Genomic DNA, 12,907 nt, shown 5'->3' with positions numbered 1-12,907 from the left:
GCCGCGACGGTGGCGAGCGCCAGCAGATCACTACTCTGGCCACCGACGAGTTCATCCGCCGCTTCCTGATCCACGTCCTGCCGCGCGGCTTCCACCGCATCCGGCATTACGGCCTGCTCGCCAGTTCAACGCACAAAGAAGCCATGGCGCTGGCCCGCAGGCTGCTGGGCGTCGCCGCGTCGATTGGGGAGACCGGCACCGAGCCCGACGACCCGCCCGATCATCGCCCACCGTGCCCTTGCTGCGGCGGGCACATGACCATCATCGAGGCCTTCGCCCGATGGTGCCAGCCCCGCGCTCCCCCGCAATCGGCGCCGCCGATCCGGAAGAACTCGTCATGATCCGGCATGGCTTGCCCTTCATGATGGCCGTGAGCGTTGCACCTCGGTCCATGGGGATAGGTGTGTCGACGCCACCAGCACACTCAAAACTGGCCTCGTTGGCAGCAGGATCAGCGGCGCTAAGAGCCCAATGGCTATCTGACTTCCACACTATTCCGCCTAAAAAAGGCTGGCCGGCAAGCCTGCTTCAGTCGCTCCCATCCACACCAAAGCCCTTTTACCCATAGACCTGTGCTAGCATCACCGCGGGTCGTACTTGTAAGACTTTCGTACGCCTGCCGGCGCCCGAAACCCTTCGACGAAGTCGCCATTCCCGAGTTTTGGACTGAACGTTAGGTCTTGCCATGAGCCGACATTCAGCGTTTGCTGGCTTGCCCTCGCACAGCGGCTGCAACTGGGCCGGTGCACGAACCCGCTTCGCGGGAGGGGCCTTTGCGTGAGGGTGATGCAGAACGACAGGCATAGCGCCTTATCCGAGAGAGGCAGACGATTGTGGCTCCTTCAACACGAGGAGTCGAACGATGCACGATCTTGTACTTGCTTCGCCCATCAGCCCGCTGCGCCAGCGGCTGATCGAGGATATGACCATCCGCCGGTTCGGGCCGGAGACGCAGCGTAACTATCAGCGCGATGTAGGACGGTTCGCGACCTGGCTGGGGCGCTCCCCGCATGCCGCGACCGCCGAGGATGTCCGCCGGTTCCAGATCGAGCAACGGGAAGCCGGGGTGCCGGCGCCGACCATGAACAGCATCGTGGCGGCGCTGCGGTTCCTCTTCACCCACACCCTCGACCGGCCCGACCTTGCACGCAAGCTGGTCCGCACCGCGCACGCTCGCAAGATCCTGGTGGTGCTGACCCAGAGCGAGGTAAAACGGCTGCTCGATGCGACCACCTGCCTCAAGCACCAGGCCGCGCTGTCGGTCGCCTATGGTGCGGGTCTGCGTGTCGGCGAGGTCGCGGCGCTCAAGGTGCGCGATATCGACAGCAAGCGCATGCTGCTCAGGATCGAGCGTGGCAAGGGCGGGCGATACCGCAACGCCATGCTTCCAGAGGGCCTGCTCGTGCTGCTGCGTGACTGGTGGCGCGCGGGGCGTCAGCAGGGTGTGCTCCACGCTGATGGCTGGCTCTTTCCGGGACGAGGCGCCATGCTGCCGATCAGCACACGCCAGCTCCACCGTGTCGTCGTCGAAGCCGCCGAGGCAGCCGATATCGCCAAGCGGGTGGGTCCGCATACGCTGCGGCACAGCTTTGCTACGCACTTGCTGGAGGACGGTGTCGATATCCGCGTCATCCAGGCGCTGCTCGGTCATGCCAAGCTGAACACCACCGCCTTATATACGCAGGTAGCGACCAAGACGGTGCGGGCGGTGGTCAGCCCGCTCGACCGGCTCGCACTCGCGGCGCCGGACAAGGAGGCACCGAGCGGCTGAGGACCGGTGCGCTCCTCACTCGAGGTCGCCGATGTCTTACGTGCTGCCGGGCCTGCCTATCGGGCCGCCCATGCCGGTCACCTGAGCCTGCATCAGCTCAAGGTCATGTCGGCGATCGAACACTGCCGCACCGCTGCGCTGGGCGGGCACGTCGAGGCCTGCACCGACTGCGGCCATTGGCGGATCGCCTACAACTCCTGCCGCAACCGGCATTGCCCCAAGTGTCAGGGCGCCGCCGCGCGCACCTGGCTCGCCGCGCGCGAGGCCGACCTGCTGCCGGTCGGCTATTTCCACGTCGTGTTCACGCTGCCCGCTGAGATCGCCGCCATCGCCTTCCACAACAAGACGCTGCTCTACGATCTGCTGTTCAAGACCGCGTCCGAGACCACACTCACCATCGCGGCCGACCCCAGGCATCTCGGTGCCCGCATCGGCATCACCGCCATGCTCCACACCTGGGGCTCGGCGATGACCCATCACCCGCACATCCATATGATCGTGCCGGGCGGCGGTATCGCGCCGGATGGGGACCGATGGATATCCTCCCGTCCGGCTTTCCTTCTGCCGGTGCGCGTGTTGGGCGCCTTGTTCCGCCGCCTGTTCCTCACCCGGCTGCTGGCGCTCCATGATGCCGGCAAGCTCGCCTTCTTCGGCCGGCTCGCTCATCTCGCCGATCGGCGCGCATTCCTGCGCCACCTCGCGCCGGTGCGCAAAAAGCGCTGGGTGGTCTACGCCAAGCCGCCCTTCGCCGGTCCCGAGGCCGTGCTCGCCTATCTCTCGCGCTACACCCACCGGGTCGCCATCTCGAATAGTCGCCTCCTGCGGCTCGACGAGCATGGGGTCACGTTCCGCTACAAGGACTATCGCCGTTCCGCACCAGACCGGCAGCAGGTCATGACGCTCAGCGCCAACGAGTTCATCCGCCGCTTCCTGCTGCACTGCCTGCCGCGCGGGTTCCACCGCATCCGCCACTATGGCCTGCTCGCCAGCGGCACGCGCAAAGCTCACCTCAAACGCGCCCGCCAGCTGCTCGCGCTCGCGCCGCCCGCCCCAGACGAGACGCCTACTGAACCTGCGCATCCGCGCCCGCCATGCCCTTGCTGCGGCGGACCATGATCATCATCGAGACCATCAAACGCCGTTATCTGCCGCGCGGCCCGCCATCCCCCATCGCCCCATCCGGGAACCTCGCGTCGTCACCCGGCACGGTCTGACCCCGCCAAGCCTCACCGCAACCGCGTTCCCGAGGACCAGGACGTCTACATATCATCCACCTAGAAGCAGTCGCGGCTCCGCCAAAGCCGGACGAGCCGCCATCCCATGGCTGCTTTGTCGCTGCAAAATCGGACATGCTGCTCCTAGAACGGTCCGCATATCGGCACCGTCAGCAGACGCCCCAACCGGTCCGAAATCGAAATCCCCATAGCTCAGCGCATGCGGCCCGCGGGTTCGGGCACCGTCGACTTTCCGACGCCTACCGGCGTCCGAAACTCTAAACGGTAGCAGTCAGTCCGCTCTTGGCGGCAAGCAAGTCAGAAGCAGACATCAGCGGGCGATGCGTTCGCTTTATATCCGGCTACGGATGATTAAATCTGCGACGGGAATTTTTAGCGCGATTTCGGCCATTACGCCGGCAATCGACACAAGCGTCCGCTGCGGCAGCCGCTTTGCCGCGCCGTTTAGGCAAAGGCCCCCGACCGTCTCGCCGTGCAGCCGCAGGGGTATCGCAACGCAGTTAAGCCCGGACTGGTATTTACCCTCCTCGAAAGCGAAGCCGCGCTGGCGCGCCTGTTCCAGATCTTCGGTCAGGCTTGCGCGCCGTTCTAAGTTCGCCAAGGCTTGCGCAACACCAGGCATGAACGCGGCGATCACCAGTCCGATAGCAGAACCGGACAAGGGCTCGCGGCGGCCCAGACGGCTGTGAGCGGTCGGGTTGTTCGGCAATTCGATACCGTCGAGATAATAGAGTTCATCGCCGCTCGGCACGATCAGATAGGTTGATTCCTCGAACCGCCGTGCTGTCTCTTCCATCAAGGGCCGGAAATGCCGTCGCAGCGCGTCGTCGTCGCCCGCGATCCGGGCGAGGTTGAGAATACGGCCACCCAGCCGGTAGTCGGACCCGGTCGCGGGACGTCGCACATAGCCCAGCGCGATGAGCGTTGCGAGGATGTTGTGAGCAGTCGACGACTGCACTCCGGCAGCGTTCGCAATTGCGCCAAGCGGCGCGGCGCCCTCCGCCTGCGCAAGGAATTCCAGCATCCGCATCGCGCGTTCGACCGACTGGATCGGCTTACTCATGAGGGGCCATTCTTGCCGAGTTTTTCAATCATGTTGAAGTTATGGGCTTGGTGGCGGCCCATGGCCAGAGCGGCGGAACAACACGGTGCGAAATTCCATTACCGTGATGTATGAACAAGGAGATCAGCCAATGCCACATATAGTAATGGCGCAGTGTACCGCGCTTCCCGGTCAGGAAGACGCGCTTCAGAGCCATATTGCAAACCTCGCCAACGCGGTTCGCAAGGAGGCCGGCAACGAAGGGTTCGAGGTGTTTCAGCGGCCCGCAACCAAGCGCGGCTGGACGATGATCGAACGATATCGCGACCGAGAAGCCTTCGACACGCATCTTGATCAGCAGCACACCAAGTCGTTCAATAATGCGTTGAGAGAACTGGCCGAGGGCGGGGCGTCCGATGTCACCGAACTTGCACTGGTCTGCCAGCCGGACGACGCCGCCCCCGGTGTGCGCGGAATTGACCATGTCGGGATTACAGTCCCCGATGTAGACGCGGCGTCCGACTTCCTGTCCCGTGCGTTCGGTGCGCGAACGCTTTACGATGTGCTTCCTGCCGATGCGGACCCAATGGAGGGCGCTGAGGTGGAGCATCAGCTCGGAATTCCCGCGGGGGCGCGGATCGAACATATGCGGCTCATGCGAATTGGCGCATCTGCGAATATCGAAATGTTTCGCATCGCCAATGCCGATCAGGCTGACGCCGCCGGGCTGGTCGATTACGGACTGCAGCACATCGCGCTCTATGTCGACGACATGGACGCTGCCGCACAGCGGCTGACAAATGCGGGCGGCACCCTACTGTCCGATCCCCATCCGTTGGCTGGCGTCGAGGACGGCGAACGCAATTCCGGCGTCTATGCCCGAGCGCCATGGGGGGCCTTGATCGAGCTAATCTCCAGCCCCGACGGGGTCGATTACCCCGCCGATTGTCCGATGCCGCGCTGGAAGCCCCAGCCCAACACATGATGCCGAAAAACCAGATTCGAGGAGACATACCAATGATCAAGATGACCATGTTCCTGAAACGCAAGGCAGGCATGAGCCACGAGGATTTCGTGAAGCACCATGTAGAAGTTCACGGACCCAAGTTTCGCTCCATTCCAGAAGCAGAGGGGCATTGCCTGCGCTATATCCAAACGCACCCTGTCGCGCTGGAAACCGATGTCGCCAAAAATGCCGACTTCGACGGCACCGCGGAGCTCTGGTTCGACAGCGAGCAGGGCATGCAAGCGGTGCTGACCTCCGACACTTACAAGAACGTCGTCTTTCCGGATGAGAAAACCTTTCTCGACCACGACAACACGCTGATCCTGGTCGGCGAGCAGGAGGAAATAATCGGCGAATATCGTGAGGGATGATTTCATCGTTCTCGTGTGTGCTTAAACTCGGCCGATCGGACTATCCCGATTCATCGGTTCTGCGCGGAAGGCCGTCGTTTAACTGAGGGGCCATGTGCCGGCCTTCCGTGTTTTCTATTAGGTGATGTACACGTCCTTCGTTTCGGAGAATGATGTCAGCGACGCTGATGCATCCCTTTCATCAGGTGCAGGACCAAGGCCGCAAGCCAGATTGCCGAGGTGAAATGCAGCATGTTGGCCTTGGCCGACCAGCCCCCGTCCCACAGCTGCGCGCTGAAGGCGATGGCGCCGAGGGCGTTTATCACGCCATGCATCCACACCGCTGCGAGCGTGCTGCGCCGCGCCAGCAGCCAAATCCGGGTCATCAGCAGCGACAGGCCCATGACGGTCACCGTATAGGCGGGCAGGTAGAAACCGAAACTGAGGCCGCCGCGCCATTCGGGCAGGATCGCCATGATTGGCAGATGCCAGAACGACCAAATCAGCCCGAGCAGAAGCGAGGCCGGCACTTCGCCGAGCCGGTCGAGCAGTCGCGGGAGCAGATAGCCGCGCCAGCCGCCTTCCTCGCCCAGCGGACCCGCACCGAGCACGGCGGTGACCACGCCGTTGAAGATCACCGCTGGGAACAGGGTAAGATAGGACAGCACCGGCGGCACGCTGTCCATCGGCACCGGCGTGTAGCCGAGCGCCGCGGTCAGGCCCAGCACCACGATCGGCAGCGGCAGGGCGATGGCCGCGACTCCAGCCCAGCCCATGCGCCAGCGCAGGAAACCGGCCGCCCATTCGCGCAGCCGCCCCTCGCGCGCGCTCAGCGCCGCTCCCGCCAGGCCCGGGCCGAAGGAGCCGACATACACCGCGATCAGCATCGGCGTGCCGGTGAGCGAATCCGGTCGTCCGGTCGCCGACCAGACGCCCAGCCAAATGAGCCAGCTGAAGCCGAAAGCGAGCGCGAGGAAGGTCGCAACACGGGCCGCCCAGGCGGCGGATTGCGGGCGCGCGGACGCAGTCCCGGACACGAGGGAAGTCATGGAAGTCCTTTCTTGTATTACAAGGTAATGGGATAAATTTTTGCGCCGGACCCTACGTCGGGCGGAGGCTGCGTCGCAGCCACCGCGTCAGCAGGACATACAGCAGCACGCAAAGCGCCAGAGTCAGCGGCACCGACCACAGGCCGAGCAGGTCCTGACCCCCAGAAGTGGACACGAGCCCGAAGGTCAGCGAGCCGTCCGCCCCGCGGATAAGGCCGACATTGTCGCCGAAAAAGGGTTTCAGCACGGTCATGGCTGCAAAAATGGCGAGCAGCAGATAGCCCAGCCCGAACAGACCGGCGCGCAGGGCGCGGCCCGAGCCGGAGCGGACCGCATGATAGAGCCCGCGCGAGATGAGCGGTGCGGAATAGCGTGCGGTGCCGCGTGCAATTAGCTCGTCGGCGAGCATCGGGCGCAGGAAATCTGCCGGGCGACCGAGCCGGTCGATGGCGCGCTGCAACCGCTCCGCCTCCGCGCCGTGCGTTTCACTGGCGAAACTGTCCGCCAGATGCATCCGCAGATCCTCCGCCAGATCCGCCGCATCGGGCCCGATCAGCGCGACCATCCGGTCGATCTCCGCAGTATAACCCGCCCACATGGCGCGAGCCTTTGCCTCGTGGAAGGACGGCGTGTAGGCGGGGTTCATCGATCAGTCTCCGGTGCGGTCAGCGCATCAACCGAGGCGACCAACTTCGTCCAGCCCGCGGTCATCGCGTCGAGCATGCGGCGGCCATGCGGCGTGACCGAATAATATTTGCGCGGTGCCCCGCCATCACCCTGCGCCAGGCGCGACTCGATAAGATCGTCCTTCGCAAGCCGTAGTAGCAGTGGATAGATCGTCCCTTCCGACAGTTCGAGCGAGGAGCGCTTGGCAATTCCGGAGATCAGTTCGAAACCGTATTTTTCCCGCTCACGCAAAGTCAGCAGGATGACCAGTTCGAGCACGCCCTTACGGAGCTGGGTTTCCCAGCGCGCCACCGAATCATCCAACCGAGACTGTTCCTGCGTCATGATTACCTTGTATAACCATTATATTTGCATTGCAAGGATATTGGTTATTCCCCCGATGCGCATTCAACGGGAAAGGATTTCGCCCTGTTTGATAGCAAGCCGGGGCTCTCGCAAGATCGTCAGATCTTTGGAAGGATCGCCGTCATAGGCAATCAGACTGGCTTCTGCTCCTTCCGCAAAACTGCCGATCAGTCGATCTGGAAACAAGGCGCGCGGCGTTGCCGAGGTGGTAAGGGCAAGCACTTCTTCGGAAGTGAAGACATTTGTCGCAAGGAGTGCCTCGACCTCGTCAATCACAGAACCATCGAATAGATCGCTCCCCGCAAGCATCGGGACGCCCGCCGCCTTCAGACGCGTTAAGTTGTCACGAATTACTGCCAGAAGTTCGGCCCGATCTTCGGGATGAGCAGCCAAGTAGTAACGTGTGACCGCAACAGTCGGAATGATTTTCGTACCGCGCCGCTTCATCTCGGCAATGGTGGATTCCGACAGACGCAGGTCGGTGGCCGTCAGTCCCTTCGGAATGCGCGTGTTGAGGTGTGCGACGATGTCTACACCAGAAGCAACGACGCGATCGATGTCGTCGGCACTGTCAACATGCGCGGCAACACGGGCGCCGATTGCATGTGCGCGCCGAACAACTTCGGGAAGCAAAGCCGTGCTCATCCCTCGGAAACCGTAGCTCGACGGATCCTCCCGCTGCTCCGCCGCATGGGCATCGTCAACAACGATCACCTTAAGGAGTTCAGGCCGGGTTTCGGCAATCTTCGACCATTTGGCGTCGAGATCGCCAAGGCTTTCGATCGCCCAGAAGGACTTGTCGATATAGTCTTTTGGATCGTCTGGCATGCCCGCCTGCTTGGCACCTGCCAGCGCCAGTCCGAGAGGGTGCCCGTCCGAACTCGAGAGGGTCGCCTCTGCCCACAGGACATCAACTCTGCCCGGCCCGCCCAGCAAGCCGCGATAACCAGCGATTTCTTCTGCATTCGCCGCCAATTGCGCCGAATAGAATATTCCGCGGCGCAGATAATCGTCGGCAAAGGTAGCTGCCGTCCAAGCATTCTGAAGATTGTGGTTATGAGCATCGGCGAGTGGCGGGAGGACGTATCGGCCGTCCAGATCAATTCGCACGTCGATTCTGGCCGGAGGGATCCGCGTGAGCTTTCCATCGATGCTATACCAATGGTCTTCGACGAAGCGCTGGCCGTCGAACCACTTGCCGCCTTCCAGCGAGAGAGCGGGTTTTGGCAAAGCCGCCGCGATCCGGGGGGTGCCGGCAATTTCGCCTTCTTTCGCAGCGAGCGGGGCAGAGGCAAGCAATAGGGCAAGGCATGGGACAGCAAAACGGATCATGACAGCTCCTTGGTCGGGGTGCCGGTCGCTACTATGCTGGCGCATGCCTGCCAGTTCCCATGGCGTGAAGCGAGGCTGTGGCGGCGCAAGGCGGTCAGCGTGTGCCCAGCGCTTTTTCGAGCTCGCCCCTGAAAGAACGGCTGAAGCGAACCCGCTTGCCGCCGGCAAGTTCCAGTTCGCCATCGCCATTTCGCCGGGTTTCCATCGCCGTGACGAGGCTGGTGCGCACTACGACGGACCGATGGACTCGCACGAAACCGGGACCAAGTTGCGCGAGAAGCGCTGCGACAGGCTGTCGAACAAGATGCACTTCGCCTGCGGCATGGATGCACTGGTAGTGGCCCGCACTCTCTACCGCCGCGATCAATTCTGTCGCAATGTAGCGTGTCGAGGACCCATCTCTGATCTCGATGGGCGGGGGCGGCGCGCCATGTCTCGCCTGACGAACGCGTCTCAGAGCCCGCGCGAGATCGGATGATGCAATCGGCTTGAGGAGATAGTCGAATGCGCCCTGTCGGAAGGCGTCGACAGCCGCAGTCGGGTCGGCAGTGAGGTAGACCAGCGCTGGCCCGTGACCGCGCCGGACCAGTTCGCTGCCAAGCGCGACGCCGGTGCCGTCGGGCAGACAGACATCGAGGAATACGACGTCGAAAGCCATTGCTGTTACAATTTTTCTAGCTTCAGCCAGACTCCTCACTTCAACGACTTGACCGATATCGTCATGGTTTTTCATCAACCGAAGCAGGGCTGCGCTCGCCAGCAGATTGTCCTCGACAACCAGCACAGACAGGTCAGCCATGTGGCACCTCGAGAATGACGGCAAACTGATCACCGTTAGGCGCTGCAGTCAGGCAGCCCTTATCTCCATAAAGGATCGCGAGGCGCTGCCTGACTTGGTCCAGACCGGTGCCAAGCCCCCGCGAAGCGCGTGAATTGCGAAGGATAGGATTCGACATATGAATTTGTAGCGCGCCGAAAATATCTGTCACCGTCAGTTCGATCTGCCGCGTGCCGTCGGGCAGCGGTGCGCCGTGCGTCAGTGCGTTCTCGATAAGCGGAACAAGGATGCGTGTTGGCACTTGCTGCTGCCACAGTCCGTCGCCAACCTCGCGTCTGTAAACCAGCTTTCCATGCAGTTCACGATACAGCGTCACGTGCTCGTCGACAGCGCCCAGTTCGTCAGCCAGCGTGTGCATTTCCTCTTCCGCTGACAGGCCACTGCGCAGGACGTCGGCCAGCGCCAACAACGCCGCCTCCGCGCGTTCGGCAGACACGTGCGCCATCTGTGCGATCGATCCCAGCGCGTTCATAAGGAAGTGGGGACTGAGCTCTGCCCTCAGCGCGCGAAGCTCTGCCCGAGCTGAGCGAACTTCCTGGTTTCGCGCCCTGTTCGCCCATACAAGGGTCTGACCAATTGCGATGACGGCCACATAGGTTGGCAGCGCGAACAGAGATGTGACCAGCACACGTCTGAGTGCTTCCGATGGCGCCTGGGGCTCACCGAACACTGCGGGTAGGGCTACCGCTCCCAGACCCTCGATCAACGGTAAGAGGCCCGCAAGGACGGGGACAAGGCCTATCCCGATCAGCAGCAAGGCAGCGATGGATCGTGCATTGTTCCCTTCCCCGAGAGGATATCTGCGACACACTGCGAAGAGGGTTGGCGTTGTCAGAGCCCACGGCAGGAACGTCGCGAAGCAAAGGACGATCGCGCTGGCGAAAGCCCGGAACGACGGATCCGGGCTCTCTGCTAGCGCGGCAGCCGGTCCCCATGCGATCGCAATGCATGACCATGCAAAGGCAATCCATATCGACAAAATTCGGTATGAGGGGCTGGTCGACGATTCCATGCGCGGCGAATAGGCTGAGCGGCGCTCCGACGACAGTAGTGGGACGTTTACTTGTTCAAGCTGACCAAGGTTGACGGTGTCCACCGTGGTGCACGATCTCAGCCCAAAGTGGGTGGGATCAGCCTGTGAAATGGAAGCTTTTAGGGCAATGCGTTCAAACTTCGAACGACCGGAGTTAGGGCGCATAGCCGACCGGGTGGCATGCGCGACCCGAATGGCAGGTTTCAGAGAGAGCCGCCACTCGCATCAACGACACTGAATGTCTTGAGTTGGTCGATAGCCGCCCTTTGCGTTGATTGATCCGAATGGCCGCTAACCCGATTTCGCAACCGTGCAGCTGCCTTTCGGTTCGTCCGACATTTCAGTTTCAAACGCCCGCGGACAACTCAATAGAATCGGCGACGGTTCAGGCGGAACGTCGGCTCAATCACCGCGAAGCTTTCGGCTCCCAACCGAAACTGCGGCAAGGAAATAGCTTCAAAATCGGAAAAACTGCCGGTCCCGACCTCGCAGTTGGTTACAGTTCACTACACACCGTACGCGACAAATCGCATGCGCAACGGGAATGAATATGTATACCTTTCAGATGCTTGATTGCATTGCAGGCAAATGGCAGCTTCCAAGTCATTTTCGACTGGCAAGTTGGATGTGACTGGTACCCGGGCCAACGGCCTGAAAACATGTCAATTTATGGCGAGACGTCGCCAGTCAAATCTGACTTGAAGCCAACCGGCCCCTCAACCTGTTACAACCGTCCGAGGTTTTCCACAGACATCCAGCCGGTTCGGGGGCCAATATGGGGGCCTCACAGTTCAATTGGTCAAAATATTTCTATATTATTCATGTGTATATGGTGGAATTTGGCTTCCCGCTACCCGCTCCATCTCCCCATACGCTTGCATCAATTTGCGCCCTGAGAAATCGGGGATCTTTGCTCTTGCCGAGAGCCGAGGGTTCCTGCCTGCATCAGGCCCATTCGGGAGCCGCCCAAAGCGGGCAAGCCCTGTCGCTGCAAGGTCAACCTTGGACAGAGAGAGGCTGTAAATGGGAATGTTGCGGGATTTCATCACTTGAAGTCGGTGCCTCGCCGACGTAGTTTCGCGGCGTCTTCGGGAGTTTTCGAAATGATCCAGCGTCACCGCTAAGGCGGCAAAGCATTCGACAGCGGATCAATCCGCCGGCTGGACTCCTGAATTTCGAGAACATCATGCAAAGATTGAAAAACAAGACGTGCGTCGTCACCGGCGCTGCGCGTGGTATTGGCCGCGCTATCGCCGCGCGTTTCCATGACGAAGGCGCCGTGGTTATCGCTACTGACATCGACGCGGCAGCGGGTGCAGCAACTGCCGCTGAGATCGGCTGCCGGTTCGAACCCCTCGACGTGCGCGAAGAGGCCGACTGGTTGCGGTTGGCGCGCATCGTTCCGGTGGCCGATGTGGTGGTCAACAATGCTGGCGTGACGGGGTTCGAGGCAGGTGTGGTGCCTCACGATCCAGAAAACGCCAGCCTTGCGGATTGGCGGGAGGTTCACCGGGTCAACCTTGACGGGTCGTTCCTTGGTTGCCGCTATGCGATCGGCGCCATGAAGGGAGCGGGGACGGGATCGATCATCAACATATCCTCGCGTTCGGGGCTTGTCGGCATTCCCGGTGCTGCTGCCTATGCCTCATCCAAGGCGGCGATCCGCAATCACACCAAGACGGTTGCGCTCTACTGCGCACAGCAAGGTTGGCGCATTCGCTGCAATTCGGTTCACCCGGCTGCCATCCTTACGCCGATTTGGGAGCCGATGCTGGGCGATGGTCCCGACCGGGACGCCAGGATGCGGGCGCTTGTAGCGGACACGCCGTTGAAACGGTTCGGCATGCCGGAGGAAGTCGCCGCCATCGTCGTGACGCTCGCTTCTGATGAAGCGACGTATGTGACCGGGACGGAAGTCAACATCGATGGCGGTCTGCTCGCAGGCTCGGCCGCTTCTCCCGGTTGATGGCATTGGCGGGCGCGATCGTTCGCGCCCACCCCCCCCCCCTTTCCATCCGGGAACTGCCAGCGAGGACGGCGGCGATGGGCCATTGCGGGCTTGGATACTGGTCGGTTAGTATGTGACGTAACGGGGCTAGGGCGTGTCCTTGTTTTGCAGGCAGTACGGGACGGTTCTGCATGCTTTTGCATTGGCACTAGCCGCAAGCACCACCACCGCGTTTCGGTGTTGATCGAATGCCGCCGTGGGCCTGCGAAAT

The 12,907-nt window shown here is 61.8% G+C and carries 12 protein-coding genes and 1 pseudogene; 6 read left to right on the top strand and 7 right to left on the bottom strand.

The genetic code is table 11. From position 1 onward, the window contains the following. The 3 genes and pseudogenes from NSE01_RS15165 to NSE01_RS15155 form a co-directional block, all read left to right on the top strand. Positions 1–341: transposase (locus NSE01_RS15165; protein WP_174812056.1), on the top strand; the 341-nt coding region annotated here is incomplete at its 5' end. Positions 342–862: 521 nt separating this feature from the next. Then, positions 863–1,771: a tyrosine-type recombinase/integrase gene (locus NSE01_RS15160; protein ID WP_147160479.1), complete on the top strand. Its 909-nt coding sequence runs from the start codon at positions 863–865 to the stop codon at positions 1,769–1,771. Between the two features lie 6 nt (positions 1,772–1,777). Beyond that, positions 1,778–2,985: pseudogene (locus NSE01_RS15155) on the top strand (IS91 family transposase). A 352-nt stretch (positions 2,986–3,337) separates the two neighbouring features. On the opposite strand, the gene NSE01_RS15150 reads toward NSE01_RS15155, so the two are convergent. Further along, entirely contained in the window at positions 3,338–4,069 is a 732-nt protein-coding gene (locus NSE01_RS15150; protein ID WP_147160478.1) for an IclR family transcriptional regulator, read from the bottom strand. 130 nt (positions 4,070–4,199) lie between these two features. Between NSE01_RS15150 and NSE01_RS15145 the strand changes: the two genes are divergently transcribed. Both NSE01_RS15145 and NSE01_RS15140 read left to right on the top strand, forming a co-directional pair. Beyond that, on the top strand, positions 4,200–5,033 hold the full coding sequence (locus tag NSE01_RS15145; protein ID WP_218033280.1) for an antibiotic biosynthesis monooxygenase: 834 nt from the start codon (positions 4,200–4,202) through the stop codon (positions 5,031–5,033). Between the two features lie 32 nt (positions 5,034–5,065). Continuing rightward, on the top strand, positions 5,066–5,425 hold the full coding sequence (locus NSE01_RS15140) for an EthD domain-containing protein (RefSeq protein WP_170233855.1): 360 nt from the start codon (positions 5,066–5,068) through the stop codon (positions 5,423–5,425). A 155-nt stretch (positions 5,426–5,580) separates the two neighbouring features. On the opposite strand, the gene NSE01_RS15135 is transcribed toward NSE01_RS15140, so the two are convergent. The 6 genes from NSE01_RS15135 to NSE01_RS15110 form a co-directional block, all read right to left on the bottom strand. Further along, positions 5,581–6,453: a CPBP family intramembrane glutamic endopeptidase gene (locus NSE01_RS15135; protein ID WP_147160476.1), complete on the bottom strand. Its 873-nt coding sequence runs from the start codon at positions 6,451–6,453 to the stop codon at positions 5,581–5,583. A 52-nt stretch (positions 6,454–6,505) separates the two neighbouring features. Next, on the bottom strand, positions 6,506–7,099 hold the full coding sequence (locus tag NSE01_RS15130; RefSeq protein WP_147160475.1) for a hypothetical protein: 594 nt from the start codon (positions 7,097–7,099) through the stop codon (positions 6,506–6,508). Further along, on the bottom strand, positions 7,096–7,464 hold the full coding sequence (locus NSE01_RS15125; protein WP_147160474.1) for a PadR family transcriptional regulator: 369 nt from the start codon (positions 7,462–7,464) through the stop codon (positions 7,096–7,098). Before NSE01_RS15125 ends, NSE01_RS15130 begins: the two co-directional genes overlap by 4 nt. 63 nt (positions 7,465–7,527) lie before the next feature. After that, entirely contained in the window at positions 7,528–8,817 is a 1,290-nt protein-coding gene (locus NSE01_RS15120; RefSeq protein ID WP_170233854.1) for an amidohydrolase family protein, read from the bottom strand. Positions 8,818–8,911: 94 nt separating this feature from the next. Then, positions 8,912–9,616: a LytR/AlgR family response regulator transcription factor gene (locus NSE01_RS15115; RefSeq protein ID WP_147160472.1), complete on the bottom strand. Its 705-nt coding sequence runs from the start codon at positions 9,614–9,616 to the stop codon at positions 8,912–8,914. Further along, positions 9,609–10,751 carry a sensor histidine kinase gene (locus NSE01_RS15110; protein ID WP_170233853.1) on the bottom strand — a complete coding sequence of 381 codons (1,143 nt, stop codon included), beginning with the start codon at positions 10,749–10,751 and terminating at the stop codon, positions 9,609–9,611. The genes NSE01_RS15115 and NSE01_RS15110 overlap by 8 nt, the downstream gene beginning before the upstream one ends. A 1,123-nt stretch (positions 10,752–11,874) precedes the next feature. Between NSE01_RS15110 and NSE01_RS15105 the strand changes: the two genes are divergently transcribed. Beyond that, positions 11,875–12,654, top strand: coding sequence for an SDR family oxidoreductase (locus NSE01_RS15105; protein WP_147160470.1), 780 nt, complete (start codon positions 11,875–11,877; stop codon positions 12,652–12,654). Positions 12,655–12,907: the final 253 nt, after the last annotated feature.

It is taken from the genome of Novosphingobium sediminis, assembly GCF_007991615.1.
In the GTDB taxonomy this organism is placed as follows: domain Bacteria; phylum Pseudomonadota; class Alphaproteobacteria; order Sphingomonadales; family Sphingomonadaceae; genus Novosphingobium; species Novosphingobium sediminis.
Note: the sequence above shows the minus strand (reverse complement) of the source record. Positions and strands in the feature narration are given on the sequence as shown.

What these genes read in the sequence shown, in the direction of transcription:
- NSE01_RS15115 (WP_147160472.1), bottom strand. Translation starts at nt 9,616, where the DNA reads ATGGCTGACCTGTCTGTGCTGGTTGTCGAGGACAATCTGCTGGCGAGC.
- NSE01_RS15130 (WP_147160475.1), bottom strand. Translation starts at nt 7,099, where the DNA reads ATGAACCCCGCCTACACGCCGTCCTTCCACGAGGCAAAGGCTCGCGCC.
- NSE01_RS15140 (WP_170233855.1), top strand. Translation starts at nt 5,066, where the DNA reads ATGATCAAGATGACCATGTTCCTGAAACGCAAGGCAGGCATGAGCCAC.
- NSE01_RS15120 (WP_170233854.1), bottom strand. Translation starts at nt 8,817, where the DNA reads ATGATCCGTTTTGCTGTCCCATGCCTTGCCCTATTGCTTGCCTCTGCC.
- NSE01_RS15150 (WP_147160478.1), bottom strand. Translation starts at nt 4,069, where the DNA reads ATGAGTAAGCCGATCCAGTCGGTCGAACGCGCGATGCGGATGCTGGAA.
- NSE01_RS15125 (WP_147160474.1), bottom strand. Translation starts at nt 7,464, where the DNA reads ATGACGCAGGAACAGTCTCGGTTGGATGATTCGGTGGCGCGCTGGGAA.
- NSE01_RS15105 (WP_147160470.1), top strand. Translation starts at nt 11,875, where the DNA reads ATGCAAAGATTGAAAAACAAGACGTGCGTCGTCACCGGCGCTGCGCGT.
- NSE01_RS15145 (WP_218033280.1), top strand. Translation starts at nt 4,200, where the DNA reads ATGCCACATATAGTAATGGCGCAGTGTACCGCGCTTCCCGGTCAGGAA.
- NSE01_RS15135 (WP_147160476.1), bottom strand. Translation starts at nt 6,453, where the DNA reads ATGACTTCCCTCGTGTCCGGGACTGCGTCCGCGCGCCCGCAATCCGCC.
- NSE01_RS15160 (WP_147160479.1), top strand. Translation starts at nt 863, where the DNA reads ATGCACGATCTTGTACTTGCTTCGCCCATCAGCCCGCTGCGCCAGCGG.